We start from the raw sequence: 18,374 nt of genomic DNA, 5'->3' as shown, positions 1-18,374 counted from the left end.
TTTACCATTTATAATGCATTCAAACAAAAATTACAATGAGAAAATACCTGTCAATTATTCTTTTCTTCCTTTGCCTGTTCTCTGGGTCGGCTCAGATAGAAGTCTCTGTTACCCTTGAAGATGCTATTAACAAAGCGATAGAAAAAAGCATCTCTCTAAAAAATAAAGAACTTGATATCGAGAAATTACATCTTCAGGAAAAAGGGATCTGGAACAAATATATTCCAATTATAGAAGCCAGTGCGCTCTACTCCTATTTTGATAATAAATTAACCGTAGACATCCCTACGGCAAACGTACCCATTATAGACTACCCCATATTTGACGGAAAAACAGCTTTTAAAAACTACGGAAATCTTTTTAACGCAAGCGTAATGGCGAAAACAGTATTGTTCAGCGGTATGCAAATTCCCAACGGAGCCAAAGCTGTTCAGGAAAAAACAAAAGGGACACAATTTTTAAAAGAATCCGAAAAAGACGGAATCATAAAAGAGGTCATCACCACTTTTGATCAACTGGCACTTTTAAAAGAAATTGACCGACTAATAAAAGAAAGTGAAAATAGGTTAGAAACTGAAACCAAGCGGGTCACAAAAGCGATCGAACAAGGACTTGCCATACCTTATGACAGAGATAAAATAAAACTAGCCACTCTGGAACTTACTTCAAAAAAAATTGAACTCGATGGAAAAAGAAAACTGATTTATAAAAAAATCCAATATCTAACCGGTTACTCGACTTCAGAAATAGATCATGTACAGTACAATCTGGTTCCTTATCTGCTGACAGATGAAAAACTTAGCACTCAAAACAAGCAGGAAATAAAAGCTTTAGAATCTTTCAAGACCGCTTATGAGTATTTGTTAAAGAAAGAAAAAGGCACTTATTTACCTACTTTAGGAGCCTTTGGAGGTGTTGCATATTCCAGTTTATTTAACGCGAATGTTACAACTCCAATCATCTCAGCTATAAATCAACCTCTTTATCTGGGGTTGAATGAATTTACAATAAGTCAAAACTGGGTAATTGGCGCTGCTGTAAAATGGGAAGTTTTCTCGGGTTTTGAGCGAAAACACAAAGTTCATGAAGCTAAAATAAACATCGCACAAGTACAAAATCAAATAGACGATACTAAAGAAAAACTGGAATTACTCCTCGAAAAAAACTTAGCAGACTATACTGTTCTGACTCAAAAAATCGAAATTACTCAGCAACAGGAAAAAGTCGCGGGCAATAATTTAAATCTGGCTATCAAACAATACAAAGAAGGTCTGATTAATATATCTGAACGTCTGGAAGCGGAAAACGACTCTTACAGGGCTACTGTAAACAAAACCACTACTTTAATCGATCAGCGATTAGCCGCTATTGAAACCATCATCGCTACCGGCAATCTATCAAAAAAAATATCCAAATAAAAGTTCTGTTTTATGAAAAAAGCACTTATCATCATCCAATTACTTTTTATTTTTATCGGATGTCAAAAAACAAAAAAGGAAGATTTAATTCAGGGAAAAATAGAAAAAGAGCAGATCGCTGTTGTCAGCAAAATTCCCGGTAAAATTTTAAAACTATTTGTAAAGGAAGGCGACATTGTTCAAAAAGGTGATACGCTTGCCATACTCGATATTCCGGAAGTTGACGCCAAAAAAAGTCAGGCAGAAGGAGCTGTCGTCTCAGCAAAAGCGCAATACAATATGGCCGTAAAAGGAGCCACCGAAAATCAGATCAAACAGCTTGAAGCTAAAAAAACAGGTCTAAAAGAACAATATGAGTTTGCTCAAAAATCGATTCGACGATTAACCAATATGCTCAAAGACTCTTTAATTTCACAACAAACTTACGATGAGACTTTTGCCAAATACCAAGGGGCACAGGCACAATACAATGCCGTAATTGCGGAGCTGGACGATGCCAAAAAAGGAGCCCGAATCGAACAACAAACTATGGCACTGGGACAACAGGACAGAGCCCTTGGTGCCTTGCAGGAAGTAGAAACGGCAGATAAAGAACGCTATATTATTGCACCACAACCTATGAGTATCGAAAGCATCACTTTAAAAATTGGCGAATTGGCACTTCCGGGTTATACCTTATTTAATGGCTACCTTGTAAACAGTACTTACTTTCGATTTACTATACCCGAAAGTCAATTGGCTAAATTTAAAAAGGGACAGGAAATAACTGTTCAGATTCCTTATCAAAAAACCACCATCAAAGGAACCATCAGCACAATAAAACAACTGGGCGCTTATGGAAATATTGCGACAGCCTATCCCGACTATGAGATGCAGGAAAGTTTGTTTGAAATAAAAATAACACCTTCCAACACCCAAGAAACAAAAGATCTGATTACAAAAACAACCGTTACTTTATCTCTTTAATCATGCGAAACTTCTTTTCATTGCTTAAGCGGGAATTTCAATTGTTTTGGAAAAACAAGGTGCTTCGAATTCTTTTTATCGGTGCCCCTATACTCTACGGTGTTTTACTGGGTTATGTGTACGGCAAAGGAAAAGTAACCGATTTACCGATACTCGTTATCGATCAGGATCAATCTGAGTTAAGTTCGAAAGCGATTCAAATGTTTGAAGACAATGAAGTTTTGTCTATTGCCTCTATTTTATACGATCAAAATAAGCTTTCCCAAATTGCCATACAAAAAGAAGCGGTTTGTGTTGTTATTATTCCGAAAGATTTTGAAAAAATGACATTGACCAAAAAATATCCGGAAATTACCACCATTGTAAACACCTCAAACGTCTTAACTGCCAATTATGCCTCTACAGCCATACAAATTTGTCTGGGCACTTTAAAAGCGGGGGGTCAAATCGAAACCTTAAGAAAACAAGGTGTTCCGGAGAATTTACTGGGCTCACAATACGAACCTTTTAAAACTACTTTTGTAAAAAAATACAACCGCAGTACCAATTATATGTATTTTCTTTGGCCAGGTGTTTTAGCAACAGTTTTACAACAAGTCTTATTATTAGGACTGGCATTATCTTTTGCTTCGGAATTTGAAAATGGAACTTTTTTAACTTTAGTACAGAGATGTCCCTCCATCTTAAAAATGCTGGCTGTAAAAATTATTCCTTATCTGATTATGAGTTTCGGCGTTTGGCTCATCTATTGGCTTTTTACTATATGGTTCCGGATTCCTTTCTACGAAAATTTACTTCCACTAACTTTTGTTGCGGGCGTATTTGTGCTTTCGGTATCTTTTATTGGCATCTTAGTCAGTATTATTGTACCGAATCAGCTAAAAGCTACCGAGATTCTGATGGTTATAGCCACACCAAGTTTTATTCTAAGCGGATTTACCTGGCCATTAAGTCAGATGCCCTATGCAATTCAGATTATTGCCAATGTAATTCCCCTAACACATTTTTTAAAAGCTTTTCGAATCTTAATTATCGAAAACGGAACTTTTTCTCAAACCACAAACTCCATCTGGAATATGATCCTTATTGGTCTAGTCTGTTCTGTACTTGCTTATATTGCTTTATACTTTAAGAAAAAAAACACGCTAAAAGAAACTTAGTTATAAAAAATAAGGAGACTGTTTTATAATGCAAAACAGCCTCCTTTTTTATTTAAACAACTACGAGATTATTTCTCAATCTCTCTCATAGAATCCATTTTTTTATGTGCTAAGAAACCGGCCACATCTTCAAAATGCTCTTTTACACGTTTGTTTCCGAATTCAAAAACCTTTGTTGCCAGTCCGTCAAGGAAATCACGGTCGTGAGAAACCAGGATCAAAGTACCATCAAAATCACGTAAAGCTTCTTTAATAATATCTTTGGTTTTCATGTCCAGGTGATTCGAAGGCTCATCCAGAATTAAAAGGTTTACAGGTTCCAACAATAATTTAATCATGGCCAGACGTGTTTTTTCTCCACCTGAAAGCACTTTTACTTTTTTGGTGATATCATCACCCTGGAACATAAAGGCTCCCAAAATATTTTTGATTTGCGTTCTGATGTCTCCAACTGCAATACCATCAATTGTTTCAAAAATCGTAGCGTTTTCATCTAACAAAGAGGCCTGATTCTGTGCAAAATATCCAATTTGTGAATTATGACCAATCTCAACACTTCCTTCATCAACACCAATTTCTTTCATGATGGCCTTGATCATAGTCGATTTTCCTTCTCCATTCTTTCCAACAAAAGCCACTTTTTGCCCTCTTTCGATTACAATATTAGCATCTTTAAAGACTACGTGATCGCCATACGATTTAGACATTTCTTTTACTATAACCGGATATTGTCCGGAACGTGCTGCTGGTGGGAATTTCAATCGCAAAGCCGAAGTATCTACTTCATCAACCTGAACGATCTCCAGTTTTTCAAGCATTTTTACACGAGACTGAACCGCATCGGTTTTAGAAAATGTTCCTTTAAAACGCTCTATAAAAGCTCTGTTATCCGCAATCATTTTTTGTTGCTCATCATATGCTTTCTGTTGGTGAATACGACGGTCTTTTCTCAATTCTAAATAATGAGAATATTTTGCTTTATAATCGTAAATTCTTCCCATGGTAACCTCAATCGTACGATTGGTAATATTATCTACGAAAGCTCTGTCGTGCGAAATCACTACTACCGCTTTTGCCTGATTCAATAAAAAATCTTCTAACCATTGAATACTTTCGATATCCATGTGGTTGGTAGGCTCATCCAGCAAAATCAAATCCGGCTTTCTCAATAAGATCTTAGCCAATTCGATACGCATTCTCCATCCTCCTGAAAATTCAGACGTCTGACGTGAAAAATCTTCTCTTTCAAAACCCAGACCTGTTAAAATTTTCTCCACTTCGGCTTCGTAATTGATTTCTTCAATAGCATAAAATTTTTCGCTTAAGTCAGAAACTCTTTCGATCAATTTCATGTATGCATCACTTTCATAATCAGTACGAACTGTTAACTGCTCATTGATTTCATCAATTTCGGCCTTCATGCTAAAGATTTCACCAAAAGCTTTTGATGCCTCTTCCATAACTGTTGCACCATCCTCTGCAAGCAAATGCTGCGGCAGATAGGCAATTACCGCTTCTTTTGGAGCTGAAATATTTCCTGTTGATGGCTTATTCACTCCTGCAATTATTTTCAAAAGTGTCGATTTTCCCGCACCATTTTTACCCATAAGGGCAATTTTATCATTCTCATTTATAGCAAAAGAGACATCGCTAAAAAGAGTAGTTCCACCAAACTGAACTGAAATATCGTTAACTGTAATCATTTTGATTTTTTAGATTTTAGACTGCTTTGATTCTTAGACTTCTCGACAGCATTTTTTTGAAGGTGCAAAGATAGATTAATTAGATAATTAGGCAATTAGATCATTAGAAAATGTGTGGATTTGATAATTAATTTGAGTTTCTATTTGTGAGATGTGAGTTATGAGTTATGAGTTATGAGTTATGAGTTGTGAGTTGTGAGTTGTGAGTTGTGAGTTGTGAAATGTAACATGTGAAATGTGACATGTCGGTCAGAAAGGCCGTATGCTTTGATTAACAGATTTTTTTCTCTGGACGAAGCTATAGAATTTGGATGAATTGTTACTCTATTTCAGTAATCCGAAGCAACTATATGTTCGCACAAAGCAAGATAGCAATCAATTAAACAAAACTTATTACTTTTCACATTTCACGATCAACAACTTGAGTTAATTAGATAATGCAATCATTACTCTTCACTAAAAAAACAAAATCGACATTTACAAAGTAAATATCGATTTTAAAAATTATCTGATTATCTCATTAATCCTTTCTCCATTTTTTGGTTTCCTCAAAAATGTGTTCCAGGATTGCAGCTTCAGTTGCATCAAAGTCTATATTTCTGCGCCCCATAACCAGTTTAGCGGTTTCAAAAGCTTTTTTTGTTACATAGGTTGTAAAACCGGCCGCACCACCCCAGGAAAAACTCGGAACAAAATTGCGCGGGAAGCCACTACCAAAAATATTAGTACTTACTCCGATAACAGTTCCGGTATTAAACATAGTGTTAATTCCGCATTTACTGTGATCTCCCATCATCAAACCACAAAACTGAAGTCCGGTTTTTGCAAAACCTTCTGTCTCGTAGCTCCATAATTTCACCTCTTCGTAGTTGTTTTTTAGATTTGAATTGTTAGAATCGGCACCAATATTGCACCATTCTCCTAAAACAGAATCTCCTAAAAACCCATCATGTCCTTTATTGGAATTGGCAAAAAGAACCGAATTCTTTACTTCTCCTCCAATTCTTGACCCCACACCAACGGTAGTTGCTCCGTACACTTTGGCATTTAATTTTACCTGTGCATTTTCACACAAAGCAAAAGGACCACGAATTGCTGAGCCTTCCATAATTTCGCTGTTCTTACCTATATATATAGGACCTGTTGAAGCGTTTAAAGTAACGAATTCTAATTTAGCACCCTCTTCAATAAATATATTCTCAGGGGCGATAGCATTTACACTTTTCGGGATTGGCATTGATTTCCTGTCTTCCGTCAGATATTTAAAATCTTCGCGGATGGCGGCATCATTTTTAGAAAATATATCCCAGGTATGCTCTACAGTCAAACACTCGCCCTCATAGGAAATGATTTCATATGAATCAAAATCAACTTCTTCCTGATTCTCTGTTGCAAAAAAAGCAATTACATCATCTCCTTTAAAAATCGCCTGATTCACGGTTAGATTAGAAACCATTTCTGCAAGCGTTTCATTTGGCAAAAACGCAGCATTGATCATTACATTTTCTTCTAATTCTACCATCGGAAATTTTTCCGACAAATATTCTTCTGTAATGGTTGTTATTGTTGAACCTAAACGCATTTCCCATTTTTGGCGAATGGTCATAATTCCAATTAAAATATCAGCCACAGGTCTGGTAAAAGTAAAAGGCAATAAAGCATTCCGGACGGGACCGTCAAAAAGAATGTAGTTCATAAATAAATTTAATATTTGTTAAAATCTTGATTTGGTTATCAGGTTCAAAGTTACAACTATTTTAAAGAAAGAAAATACAGCCAAAGTGATATCGCTACTAATTCATACATTATTTCAGGTCTTGCTTAAAAAGTACCAACTTTTTTTTAAGAAGAGTTAAACCATATAAGTACTGTAAGCGCATCGAAGAAAAACCCCAAATTGATATGAACTTATATCACTTACATGGTTTAAAACAGAAGTTATGCCTTCTTCCGCTAGAAAAAGACATAAAAAAAAGCCTCCCGAATGGAAGGCTTTTGTATGAAATAAAACAGCTATTATTTTTTAGCGTGTTTAGCATATTTAGTTTTGAATTTATCAATACGTCCTGCAGTATCGATAAGTTTAGATTTACCAGTATAAAAAGGGTGAGATGTTCTAGAAATCTCCATTTTTACAACTGGATACTCAACTCCGTCAACTTCAATTGTTTCTTTTGTATCTGCAGTAGATTTAGTGATAAAAACGTCATCGTTTGACATGTCTTTAAATGCAACTAATCTGTAATTTTCTGGGTGAATTCCTTTTTTCATCTTTTCTTTTATTTATTGTTCAGAGCATTTTTATTTTGAAGCTTTTCCATGGTTAGAAAAAGGTGTAAACAAACGCTACTCTTTTTTGTTTAAAAATTTAATTATTTTTGAGTGTGCAAATTTACATTTATTTTTTAATAAACAAATCTTTTAATCAATATTTTTAATACTCTCTTCATGTGTATCAATATTTTTAATATATATCTCACTTTTGTATATAGGGTAATTGCTATATTTGTGGATTAATTTTAAAACATATAGAAAATATGATCAATGAAGTTATAAAGAAAAATGGGATTACTTATGGTGTAATGATTGGAATTGCATCTTCATTAGTTACTGCTACGATATATGCTATTGATTTAAACTTGTTCACTTCGTGGTGGATGGGGCTTTTAGGTCTCGTTATTAGCCTTACATTGTCAATTATTCTACTTACTAAAACCAAAAGAGAACTAAAAGGTGTTTTTCCTTTTAAGGATGCTTTTACAACTTATTTCATTGCTGCTGTAATTGGAATATTGATTTCTGCTTTTTTTAATATTATGTTATTTAATGTTATTGATCCCGGAGCAAAAGACACTTTAAGCGAATTAATGATCAAATATACTGTAGGGTTCTTGCAAAAATTAGGAACACCCGCATCTGCTATTAACGAAACTATTGCTAAAATGAAATCAAGTAATCCTTATGATACTTTGGAATTGTTAAAAGGATCCGTTTTTACCATAGTAATCAGTTCTGTTTTAGGATTAATTTTCGCGGCAATTTTTAAAAGCAAAACTACAATACAAGAATAAAAAAATAAATGAATTTATCTATACTTATACCGCTTCTAAACGAGGAGGAATCACTGCAAGAGCTCTATACCTGGATTATTAAAGTGATGCAATCTAACAATTACTCTTATGAAATCATTTTTGTAGATGATGGTAGTACAGATGATTCTTGGAATATTATTGAAAATTTCTCTAACGAAAATCCGAATGTAAAGGGAATTCGTTTCATGAAGAATTTTGGAAAATCACAAGCTTTACATGCCGGTTTTGCAAAAGCAAAAGGTGATGTAATTATTACAATGGATGCCGATTTACAAGATAGTCCTGATGAAATCCCGGGCTTATACGAAATGATTACAGCCGAGAAATTTGATTTGGTTTCGGGATGGAAAAAGAAACGTTACGACTCTGTTGTAGCCAAAAATCTTCCGTCGAAATTATTCAACTGGGCGGCAAGAAAAACATCAGGAGTAGAATTAAATGATTTTAACTGCGGATTAAAAGCATACAAAAACACTGTTGTAAAAAACATAGAAGTTTCGGGCGAAATGCACCGCTACATTCCGGTTTTAGCAAAAAATGCCGGTTTTAATAAAATTGGTGAAAAAGTAGTACAGCATCAGGCACGTAAATATGGTGAAACCAAATTTGGAATGGAACGTTTTATAAACGGCTTTCTTGATTTGATTACGATTTGGTTCCTGTCAAGATTCGGAAAAAGACCTATGCACTTGTTTGGCGCATTGGGCTCGATAATGTTTATTATCGGATTTTTTCTGGCCGGATATATTGGTGTTTCAAAATTATACCATATGTATAACGGAATGAGATACAGTCTGGTTACCAACAACCCTTGGTTTTTTATTGCCCTGACCACAATGATTTTGGGAACTCAATTGTTTTTGGCAGGTTTTCTTGGTGAAATTATTCTGAGAACCAAAAGCAACGAAGGTCGTTACAAAGTAGCTCGAGAAGTTAACTTTTAACACAAAAACCGCACAAGAAACAAAGGGAGCAAACAACAGCTCCCGAGAACGATAATTATTTTGATCTAAAATAAAAGAATACGAAAGATGAATATAGCACCTAACATATTAAATGCTGTAAACGAATGGCTGACCCCAACATTTGACAGCGAAACACAAGCAGCTGTTAAAGAATTAATGACCACATCCCCAAAAGAACTTGAGGAAAGCTTTTACAAAAACCTTGAGTTTGGAACTGGCGGAATGCGTGGTGTTATGGGTGTTGGAAGCAACAGAATCAACAAATACACTCTCGGTAAAAACACACAAGGGCTTTCGGATTATATGCATCAGGTATTTCCAAATCAACCTTTAAAAGTGGTCATTGCTTATGATTGTCGTCATAACAGCAACACCTTAGCCAAAGTTGTTGCAGACGTTTTTTCTGCAAACGGAATTCAGGTTTATTTGTTTTCAGATTTACGACCTACTCCTGAATTGTCTTTTGCTCTTAAGTATTTAGGTTGCCAATGCGGAATTGTACTTACCGCTTCGCATAATCCACCGGAATACAATGGTTATAAAGTGTATTGGGAAGACGGAGGGCAAATAGTTCCTCCACAAGATGCTGAAATCATCACTATTATTGAAAATTTAAGCTACGATAAAATCAAATATCAGGCTAACGAAAAACTGATTCAGTATATAGACACTGAAATTGACAAAGCTTTTATAAAGTCTTCTATTGAAAATGCCAGTTTTAACACACCCACAGAAGCAAAAGAAAACCTGCAAATCGTTTTCACCTCTTTGCACGGAACTTCTATAAAATCGATCCCGGAGACTTTGTCTCAGGCCGGATATACCAATGTGCACATTGTTCCAGAACAAGCTGTTCCGGACGGAAATTTTCCAACAGTAAAATCTCCAAACCCGGAAGAACCTGAAGCCTTGACTATGGCTTTGGCTTTGGCAGAAAAAACCAATTCTGATCTTGTAGTCGGAACAGATCCTGACTGTGATCGTCTAGGTGTTGCTGTTAGAAACAACGAAGGCAAAATGATTTTGCTTAACGGGAATCAGACCATGGTTTTAATGACATCTTTTTTATTAAAACAATGGAAAAAAGCCGGAAAAATTAATGGAAAACAATTCATTGGTTCTACAATTGTTTCCACTCCAATGATGATGGAATTAGCGACAAGCTATGGCGTAGAATGCAAAGTGGGTCTTACCGGCTTTAAATGGATTGCCAAAATGATCAAAGATTTCCCTGAACTTCAATTTATTGGAGGTGGTGAAGAAAGCTTTGGCTTTATGGTTGGTGACGCTGTAAGAGACAAAGATGCTGTTGCCGCTACCCTATTAATCTGTGAAGTAGCCGCACAGGCAAAAGCAGCCGGAAGCTCTGTTTACAAAGAACTTTTACAACTTTATGTTGAAAATGGTTTCTATAAAGAACATTTGGTTTCATTAACCAAAAAAGGCATGGAAGGTCTGGAAGAAATCAATCAGATGATGATTAGTTTACGTGAGAATCCTTTGAAAGAAATCAGTGGACAACGTGTTATTATGGTTGAAGATTACCAATCTTCTGTAGCGTTGAATCTTTTTACAGGTGAAGAATCTGTAATGAACTTACCAAAATCTAACGTATTGATTTATTACACAGAAGACGGATCTAAAATTTGTGCAAGACCTAGCGGAACTGAACCAAAAATTAAATTCTACATCAGCGTAAATGCCGAATTAGAATCTGTACAGGATTTTGACGCAGCAGAAAATTTCTTAGATCAAAAAATACAAAACATCATTGCAGGAATGCAATTGAAATAACAGCATGAGCGATCAGTCTGACATAAGTGACAATCCGAAACTATTAGACTCTATTATTGGGCTAATAGATCAAACTCGTCATTATGTCGCCAAAACAGTCAATCAGGAATTAACTTTACTCTACTGGAAGATCGGAAAATCTATCAATGATGACATTTTAAAAAACGATCGTGCCGATTACGGAAAGAAAACAATTCAAGGCCTGAGCTTAGAATTATCCAAAAGATACGGAGTAGGATTCAGCAAAAGAAACCTGCATAGTTTTATAAAACTAAACACTGTTTTTAAAGACCTTACAATTGTGCAGACAGTGTCTGCACAATTGAGCTGGTCTCACTTATACTCCATACTAAGTATCGAAGACCATATAAAACGTGAGTTCTACATTCAGATGAGCATTCATGAAAGATGGAGCGTAAGAACTCTTCAAGAGAGAATGGACAGCATGCTTTTTGAAAGAACAGCTATTAGTAAAAAGCCCGAAGAAACTATAATTAATGACTTAGCCTTATTAAAAAACAATAAGCAGATTAGTCCCGATTTAACTTTTCGGGATCCTTATTTTCTGGATTTCTTAGGCTTGCATGACAGTTATTCTGAAAAAGATTTAGAAAGCTCTATTCTGGCACAATTACAAAACTTCATCACCGAAATGGGCAGCGAATTTGCTTTTCTTTCCCGACAAAAAAGAATAACTATTGATGACGAAGATTTCTATATTGACCTGCTTTTTTACCACCGTGGTCTGCGTCGTTTGGTTGCCATAGACTTAAAATTAGGCAAATTTAAAGCCGCATACAAAGGCCAAATGGAGTTATATCTTCGTTGGTTAGAGAAAAATGAACAAAAAGAAGGCGAAAACAAACCAATTGGATTAATTTTGTGCAGTGAAAAATCACCTGAACAAATTAATTACCTAATGCTTGACCATGACGAACAAATCAAAGTCTCTGCATACTTAACCCAATTACCTGAAAAAAAATTATTGCTGGAGAAGCTTGAAAGAGCCATCGCCATAGCAGAAAATAACATCAAAAATAAATGAGTAATTTCAAAAAAATAGTTCCTTTTATATATCCATATAAAAAATATGCGGTTTTAAACATCTTTTTCAATGTTTTGTACGCTCTTTTCAGCACTCTTTCTTTTATGGCTTTAATTCCTATGATTCAGGTATTATTTGACCAGACCAAAAGAAACACCGTTATTCCTAAATACGAAGGACTGATACACATAAAAGAATACGGGGAAAAATACCTGAGCTATTATATCACCACTACTACCGAAAAACATGATATTGGTTATACGCTATCTATAATGGTTGCCGTAATTATCTCGATATTTTTACTAAAAAACTTAGTCGATTATTTAGCGATGTTTTTTATCACTTTTCTTAGAAATGGTGTTTTAAGAGACATGCGAAATGCGATGTACAAAAAAACGCTCGAGTTGCCTTTGGCTTTTTACTCCGAGAAAAGAAAAGGAGATGTTATTTCCCGAATTTCCGCCGACGTAAACGAGGTTCAAAACTCCTTTCTGGCTATTCTGGAACTTATCGTGAAAGAACCTCTGACAATCGTTTTCACAATAGGCGCCATGTTAGTTATTAGCGCCAAACTGACTTTATTTGTTTTTATTTTCATTCCGGTTTCAGGATATATCATTTCATTAATCGGAAAACAACTAAAAAAACAATCTACAAAAGCACAACAAGAACAAGGAACTTTTCTATCAACCATTGAAGAAACCATTGGTGGACTAAAAGTGGTAAAAGGATACAATTCAGAAAACTATTTTAACTCTGTTTTCAGAAACTCAACAGATCGTTTTTTCAGTCTGTCAAACACTATTGGAAATCGTCAGAACTTAGCTTCTCCTGCCAGTGAATTTATGGGAATTACCGTAATTGCCATTTTACTTTGGTACGGAGGTCAGATGGTTTTGATTGACAAAACACTGGATGGCGCTTCTTTCATCGCTTATATGGGATTGGCTTATAATATTCTGACACCTGCAAAAGCAATTTCTAAGGCTTCTTATGGCGTAAAAAGAGGAAATGCAGCTGCAGAGCGTGTTTTAGAAATTCTGGATCAGGAAAACACAATTACCTCGAAACCGGATGCGATCAAAAAAGCATCTTTTGATGATGCTATTGAAATAAAAAACATTAACTTTAAATATGAAGAAGAAACAGTTCTGAAAGACTTTTCTCTCAATGTTAAAAAAGGACAAACCGTTGCACTGGTAGGTCAATCGGGAAGTGGAAAAAGTACAATTGCCAATTTATTAACCCGTTTTTATGATGTAAATGACGGAACAATTGCTATTGACGGAATCAACATCAAAGACATGAACCTGCAATCGCTTCGCAGCTTAATGGGATTGGTTACTCAGGACAGTATCCTTTTTAACGATACCATAAAAGCGAATATTTCGTTAGGAAAATTAGACGCAACCGACGAAGAGATTATCGAAGCACTAAAAATTGCCAATGCCTATGAATTTGTAAAAGACCTGCCATTAGGAATTTACACCAACATTGGAGATAGCGGAAACAAACTTTCGGGAGGACAAAAACAACGTTTATCTATTGCCCGTGCGGTATTAAAAAACCCTCCGATTATGATTTTGGACGAGGCTACCTCTGCATTGGATACGGAAAGCGAAAAATTTGTTCAGATTGCGCTTGAAAACATGATGCAAAACAGAACTTCGATTGTAATTGCACACCGACTTTCGACGATTCAAAAAGCAGATCTGATTGTGGTGATGCAAAAAGGAAAAATCGTTGAACAAGGAACGCACGAAGAATTAATCACACATAACGGAACATACAATAAACTGGTTACAATGCAGTCTTTTGAATGATAATTTTAGATTGCTGATTTTAGATTTCTCAAAAAACGAATCTCTAAATTAGACAAATGTATCTCAATAATCCGAACATAAAACTGCCTGCAGATCCGGACACCGTTGTCTGGAAATATCTGGACTTGTCTAAATTTCTTGATATATTACTTTCTAAGAAATTATTCATGTCCCGTTCGGATAAATTTGAGGACCAATATGAAGGTACTTTCAGCGAGCCTACTTTTGAAGAAATTAAAAAACTGGCGATTGACAATCCTGACTTTTTAAATTATTACAAAACACATCGCGAGAAAGTAGCCATAAGCAGTTGGCATATCAACGAATATGAGTCGTTTGCCATGTGGCAGATTTTCACTCAGAACAGCGAAGGATTAGCCATTCAATCTACCATTGGAAGATTGCAAAAAGCATTAAAGCCCGAAAATAATTTCGATCAGTACATAGGTAAAGTAAATTATATCGATTACAAAAAAGAATACATTCCTTTTGATGATTCGTTCTTTCCGTTTTTATTCAAACGAAAGAGTTTTCAATACGAGCGCGAAGTACGAATCATTACAGATACCTCTGAGAGCAGTATAAAACTAAATGACGGAATAAAAATCAATGTTGATATCAATCAGTTAATTGAAAAAATATACATTCATCCCAAATCAGAAAACTGGTATAAAAAACTGGTTATTGAATTGGTAGAACGTTTAGGTTTTGGAATTGAAATAGAGAAATCAGATTTAGAGAGCGATATACTGATTTGATCTTTTTATCGTGAATTGAATTCTGACTTGAAAATTTACGGGATTTGTAACGTAATTTACTTAATCTGTTTCGTTATCGTTCGGGTCAAATCCTCCCGAAACAACAGAATTACCGTTTAGCTTGTCACTCCGACGAAGGAGGAGTCACACTAGAAGCTCCTCGCTGCATACTGCTAACCTTTGTCGAATTGCGTGCGTGATTCCTCATTCTTCACAATGACAACGGTTTGTCGGAACATTGCAACTGAAATAACAAAGGGACAACCAACTTACAACCTCACCCCTTTTAGATAGGCTTATAGTTTTTAACTTCCCATTTTTTAGACGCTAAATCAATATAACTATAGTGTAAAACGTCGTTTTTATCAAACTGACCGTTTTGATTGGTGTCTTCGATTGTTCTGAAATACAGGCGGTTTTTTGATTCGATTAAATTCCAATCTACCAATTCCTGAAAATCTTCTGAAATTTTGGTAAAATCCTCGCCACTAATATGACTTAAGTATAAAGTTTTAATATCACTTGTATCTATTTTACCGTCTTTATTAGTATCAGAATCGGCCAATGTATAGACCATAACCTGATTTTGTGTTTTATCTGCAACTGTCTTTAAGTAAGTAGCTGTTAAAATCAAAACCGGTTTATCTGTCAAAGGACGAATAGAGTCTGAATCTGTTTTTTGAAATTTAAGATTTTGCAAATAACCTGTGATTTCAAATTCACCCAAATTAGAAATCGTAAAGCTTACGTCATTGACACTTGAAGATCCGTAACGTGCTTTTGTACCTTTTTCGAACACTCGCAAATCACCAACCGGGTGTATTAAATAGTTTGTCCCTTCCATTTGGATAGGCAAATCGGCAACCTCTATTTGCGTTGAATCTGCTTTAGCCACAACACTTGCTTTATTAGCAGCATCATAAATTACTTTTGGCTTTTTAACATCCTCTTTACAACTTACTACTGTTCCTATGAATGCTAAGGCTATATATTTTAAATAATTTTTCATTTACGCTAATTATAATGGGATATCAAATATAGTATTTTTGATTGTATTATCTGTTTTTATTGAATTTTACTAAAGCAAAGATATTGAGAAATACAATCCCGAAGTAATCTAACGAAAGTAATATCCAGTCCTTAAAAAAAATTTATGCTCCAGCTTTTATATTCCTTCATCACAATCTCGCATTCAGCTTAATATTAAAAACCCGCGAAGTCATATAATTCGGAATTGCGTATTCCGTTTTAGAGTATACGTCACGAACCCAAGTATTGGTTATCGCATTTTGATTTTTAAAAAGATTAAAGATTTCAAAACCAACCGACAATTCTTTGAAGTTTTTTAGCCAGCTTGTTTTAGCCGTTCTCGTGTTACTGTCTACAAAAACTTTTGCAAAACCAATGTCTGCTCTACGATAATCATTAAGCCTGTTCTGATACAAATATGGGTCCGAATATGCAGGAGAACCTCCCGGTACACCCGTATTATAAACTAAATTCAAATACATTTTGACGCTGGGAATATTAGGCATATAATCCTGAAACAACATAGCAAATTTCAATCGTTGATCGGTTGGTCGTGCGATATACCCTTTATTTTCGTAGTTTTCTTCGGTTTTCAAATATCCAAAACTGATCCAGGATTCTGTGCCGGGAACAAACTCTCCATTCAATCTAAAATCAAAACCCTGTGCGTATGCTTTTGCATTGTTATTCGCAACATAACGAATGCGAACATTATCTATAGAATAGGTATTTACATCCGAAAGCGATTTATAATACAACTCAGTCACCCATTTAAAAGGACGATCCCACATTTTAAAGCTATAATCATTACTCAAAACAATATGTATCGATTCCTGCGCTTTTACATTTGGATTTACAACTCCATTTAAATTCCGAAGTTCCCTATAAAAAGGAGGCTGGTAGTACAATCCGCCGGAGAGTCTGAAAACCATATCCATATCCCAATCCGGTTTTATAGCCAACTGCCCTCTCGGACTAAAAACAATCTGATTTTTCCCTTCTTCAGAGGCTCCTAAAACGATCCAACTCTGAAAACGTGCCCCCAGATTGTACCAAACCTGATTCGAACCTATTGTCTTCTTCTGGCTCCATTGTGCATAACCGGAAAATCGGTTTATGCTATTAAAGTTAGTAGCGCGAACATCCTGATAGGGCAACAACAGCCCTGCATAAGGCACATAAGGCTGATTATTTTTTGGAAGATTAATAATTGGCGGTCGGATAGAAAATCCTGCCGAATCAATCATTTCCCACTCTGCTATTCGATCCCGAATGGATTCCCGGGTATACTTCAGGCCAAATTCTAACTGACCGTCGCTCCATTCTTTAAACCCTTTTATTTCTGCATTGGCTATTAAGGCATCGAGATCATTACGGGCATGATTCAGTTGTGAACCAATTCCACGTGTAAAATCGACATCATCGAGGTTAGTTGTCCCATCAGGATTTACATTTCCTAATCGATATTGGGCCAAAATATCAAAATGTTCTTTTTCTGTGGTATGAAATAAAGAGCCAATAAATTTTAAAGTAAAACTTGGCGACACCTTATAAGTGGTTTTCAGCGCACCAAAATACGTATCATATTGATCTTTCTCCTGTCCTTCATAATAAACCGCAAGCGCCATTGGCTGATCTATTGTTCCAAATTTGGTCTCACGTGTTAAAGGCTGATACAAATATTTGTTCTGAGAAATATTTCCCAAAAAACTCATTTGCCATTTTTCGGAAATATCATAATTTACATTGGTCTGAATATCGACAAAAGTGGGCGTATAATTCGTTTGCGTATCCTGACTGTTTACAAGCAAACTATTATTTCGATATCGTACTCCAGTTACGGCTGACCATTTTTTATTTTTAGAAACCGCATCTACCGACACGCTGCCTCCTAACAAACTTGCTTCTAATGAAGCTCCAAACTCCGTAGGTTTTCTGTAGGTAATATCCAAAACAGAGGATAATTTATCTCCAAATTTAGACTGGAATCCTCCTGCAGAAAAATCAACATTCTGAACTAAATCGGTATTGGTAAAACTCAGACCCTCCTGTTGCCCGGAACGAATCAGAAAAGGACGGTACACTTCTATTTCGTTTACATAAACCAGATTTTCATCATAATTCCCGCCACGAACAGCATATTGTGTACTCAGTTCGTTGTTTGAATTTACTCCCGGTAAAGTCTTTAGAATATTCTCGATTCCGGCATTCGCTCCAGGAATCTTCTTAATTGTCTCTGGATCTATGACGGTAATTCCCTGTACTCTCTTTTTATTTTTCGAAGACACAAAAACCTCTCCCATTTGTTCTTCAGAAGCACTCATTACAGGATTAAAGACAAAAACCTCATTGGACTTTAAATTTACCGTGAGGCTCATCATTTTTAATGAAACATGAGTAAAAATCAATGCTACTTTTTTATTCGAGGGAACTACAACTTCAAAAAAACCTTTTGAATCTGTCTGCGAAACATTTCCCAAAAAAGAAATATTCACATTAGAAACTGGCTGGTTTTCATTATTTAAAATAATTCCTTTAACACGGGCATTTTGCGCAAGCGAAACAGCACCTATGCACAAAAAAAAGAAGACGAATATTAACTTGCTACGATTCAAATGTCT

14 protein-coding genes are annotated in these 18,374 nt (G+C 35.5%); 9 read left to right on the top strand and 5 right to left on the bottom strand.

The features are described from left to right. The first annotated feature begins 35 nt into the window (after positions 1-35). Genes G3A47_RS09365 through G3A47_RS09355 form a run of 3 tightly spaced genes read left to right on the top strand, consistent with a single transcriptional unit; the run spans position 36 to position 3,544 of the window. Positions 36-1,418: a TolC family protein gene (locus G3A47_RS09365; protein ID WP_243860406.1), complete on the top strand. Its 1,383-nt coding sequence runs from the start codon at positions 36-38 to the stop codon at positions 1,416-1,418. A gap of 12 nt (positions 1,419-1,430) precedes the next feature. Further along, positions 1,431-2,384, top strand: coding sequence for an HlyD family secretion protein (locus G3A47_RS09360; protein WP_166921894.1), 954 nt, complete (start codon positions 1,431-1,433; stop codon positions 2,382-2,384). A 2-nt stretch (positions 2,385-2,386) separates the two neighbouring features. Next, positions 2,387-3,544 carry an ABC transporter permease gene (locus G3A47_RS09355; RefSeq protein WP_166921893.1) on the top strand — a complete coding sequence of 386 codons (1,158 nt, stop codon included), beginning with the start codon at positions 2,387-2,389 and terminating at the stop codon, positions 3,542-3,544. 68 nt (positions 3,545-3,612) lie between these two features. Here G3A47_RS09355 and G3A47_RS09350 read toward each other — a convergent pair whose 3' ends face one another. The 3 genes from G3A47_RS09350 to G3A47_RS09340 form a co-directional block, all read right to left on the bottom strand. After that, complete coding sequence (locus G3A47_RS09350; protein WP_166921892.1) at positions 3,613-5,247, bottom strand: ABC-F family ATP-binding cassette domain-containing protein; 1,635 nt, start codon at positions 5,245-5,247, stop codon at positions 3,613-3,615. 520 nt (positions 5,248-5,767) lie between these two features. Then, positions 5,768-6,943: a GlmU family protein gene (locus tag G3A47_RS09345; RefSeq protein ID WP_166921891.1), complete on the bottom strand. Its 1,176-nt coding sequence runs from the start codon at positions 6,941-6,943 to the stop codon at positions 5,768-5,770. Positions 6,944-7,263: 320 nt separating this feature from the next. Beyond that, the gene (locus G3A47_RS09340; protein ID WP_011921626.1) at positions 7,264-7,518 is read right to left on the bottom strand and encodes a type B 50S ribosomal protein L31; all 255 of its coding nucleotides are present in this window, start codon (positions 7,516-7,518) and stop codon (positions 7,264-7,266) included. Between the two features lie 266 nt (positions 7,519-7,784). On the opposite strand from G3A47_RS09340, the gene G3A47_RS09335 reads away from it, so the two are divergent. The 6 genes from G3A47_RS09335 (at position 7,785) to G3A47_RS09310 (ending at position 14,724) form a co-directional block, all read left to right on the top strand. Beyond that, entirely contained in the window at positions 7,785-8,318 is a 534-nt protein-coding gene (locus tag G3A47_RS09335; RefSeq protein WP_166921890.1) for a DUF4199 domain-containing protein, read from the top strand. 8 nt (positions 8,319-8,326) lie between these two features. Then, positions 8,327-9,283, top strand: a complete 957-nt coding sequence (locus tag G3A47_RS09330) for a glycosyltransferase family 2 protein (protein WP_166921889.1) — start codon at positions 8,327-8,329, stop codon at positions 9,281-9,283. An 87-nt stretch (positions 9,284-9,370) separates the two neighbouring features. Then, positions 9,371-11,098, top strand: a complete 1,728-nt coding sequence (locus G3A47_RS09325) for a phospho-sugar mutase (protein ID WP_166921888.1) — start codon at positions 9,371-9,373, stop codon at positions 11,096-11,098. A gap of 4 nt (positions 11,099-11,102) precedes the next feature. After that, positions 11,103-12,143 (top strand): PDDEXK nuclease domain-containing protein, encoded by a 1,041-nt coding sequence (locus tag G3A47_RS09320; RefSeq protein ID WP_166921887.1) that lies wholly within the window; start codon positions 11,103-11,105, stop codon positions 12,141-12,143. Next, a complete protein-coding gene (locus G3A47_RS09315) occupies positions 12,140-13,966 on the top strand; it encodes an ABC transporter ATP-binding protein (protein WP_166921886.1) in 1,827 nt (608 codons plus the stop codon). The genes G3A47_RS09320 and G3A47_RS09315 overlap by 4 nt, the downstream gene beginning before the upstream one ends. A gap of 56 nt (positions 13,967-14,022) precedes the next feature. Further along, positions 14,023-14,724 (top strand): DUF2971 domain-containing protein, encoded by a 702-nt coding sequence (locus tag G3A47_RS09310; protein WP_166921885.1) that lies wholly within the window; start codon positions 14,023-14,025, stop codon positions 14,722-14,724. A 286-nt stretch (positions 14,725-15,010) separates the two neighbouring features. Here the strand turns inward: G3A47_RS09310 and G3A47_RS09305 are convergent, their stop codons facing one another. Together G3A47_RS09305 and G3A47_RS09300 are read right to left on the bottom strand one after the other, a co-directional pair. Next, entirely contained in the window at positions 15,011-15,733 is a 723-nt protein-coding gene (locus G3A47_RS09305) for a hypothetical protein (RefSeq protein ID WP_166921884.1), read from the bottom strand. 169 nt (positions 15,734-15,902) lie between these two features. Beyond that, the gene (locus G3A47_RS09300) at positions 15,903-18,368 is read right to left on the bottom strand and encodes a TonB-dependent receptor (RefSeq protein WP_166921939.1); all 2,466 of its coding nucleotides are present in this window, start codon (positions 18,366-18,368) and stop codon (positions 15,903-15,905) included. Between the last annotated feature and the right edge of the window lie 6 nt (positions 18,369-18,374).

This window comes from Flavobacterium poyangense (genome assembly GCF_011751075.1).
Lineage (GTDB): Bacteria > Bacteroidota > Bacteroidia > Flavobacteriales > Flavobacteriaceae > Flavobacterium > Flavobacterium poyangense.
Note: the sequence above shows the minus strand (reverse complement) of the source record. Positions and strands in the feature narration are given on the sequence as shown.

Bases quoted from the DNA above. Each gene is read 5' to 3' on its own strand.
- G3A47_RS09365 (WP_243860406.1), top strand. From the start codon at position 36: ATGAGAAAATACCTGTCAATTATTCTTTTCTTCCTTTGCCTGTTCTCT.
- G3A47_RS09360 (WP_166921894.1), top strand. From the start codon at position 1,431: ATGAAAAAAGCACTTATCATCATCCAATTACTTTTTATTTTTATCGGA.
- G3A47_RS09355 (WP_166921893.1), top strand. From the start codon at position 2,387: ATGCGAAACTTCTTTTCATTGCTTAAGCGGGAATTTCAATTGTTTTGG.
- G3A47_RS09350 (WP_166921892.1), bottom strand. From the start codon at position 5,247: ATGATTACAGTTAACGATATTTCAGTTCAGTTTGGTGGAACTACTCTT.
- G3A47_RS09345 (WP_166921891.1), bottom strand. From the start codon at position 6,943: ATGAACTACATTCTTTTTGACGGTCCCGTCCGGAATGCTTTATTGCCT.
- G3A47_RS09340 (WP_011921626.1), bottom strand. From the start codon at position 7,518: ATGAAAAAAGGAATTCACCCAGAAAATTACAGATTAGTTGCATTTAAA.
- G3A47_RS09335 (WP_166921890.1), top strand. From the start codon at position 7,785: ATGATCAATGAAGTTATAAAGAAAAATGGGATTACTTATGGTGTAATG.
- G3A47_RS09330 (WP_166921889.1), top strand. From the start codon at position 8,327: ATGAATTTATCTATACTTATACCGCTTCTAAACGAGGAGGAATCACTG.
- G3A47_RS09325 (WP_166921888.1), top strand. From the start codon at position 9,371: ATGAATATAGCACCTAACATATTAAATGCTGTAAACGAATGGCTGACC.
- G3A47_RS09320 (WP_166921887.1), top strand. From the start codon at position 11,103: ATGAGCGATCAGTCTGACATAAGTGACAATCCGAAACTATTAGACTCT.
- G3A47_RS09315 (WP_166921886.1), top strand. From the start codon at position 12,140: ATGAGTAATTTCAAAAAAATAGTTCCTTTTATATATCCATATAAAAAA.
- G3A47_RS09310 (WP_166921885.1), top strand. From the start codon at position 14,023: ATGTATCTCAATAATCCGAACATAAAACTGCCTGCAGATCCGGACACC.
- G3A47_RS09305 (WP_166921884.1), bottom strand. From the start codon at position 15,733: ATGAAAAATTATTTAAAATATATAGCCTTAGCATTCATAGGAACAGTA.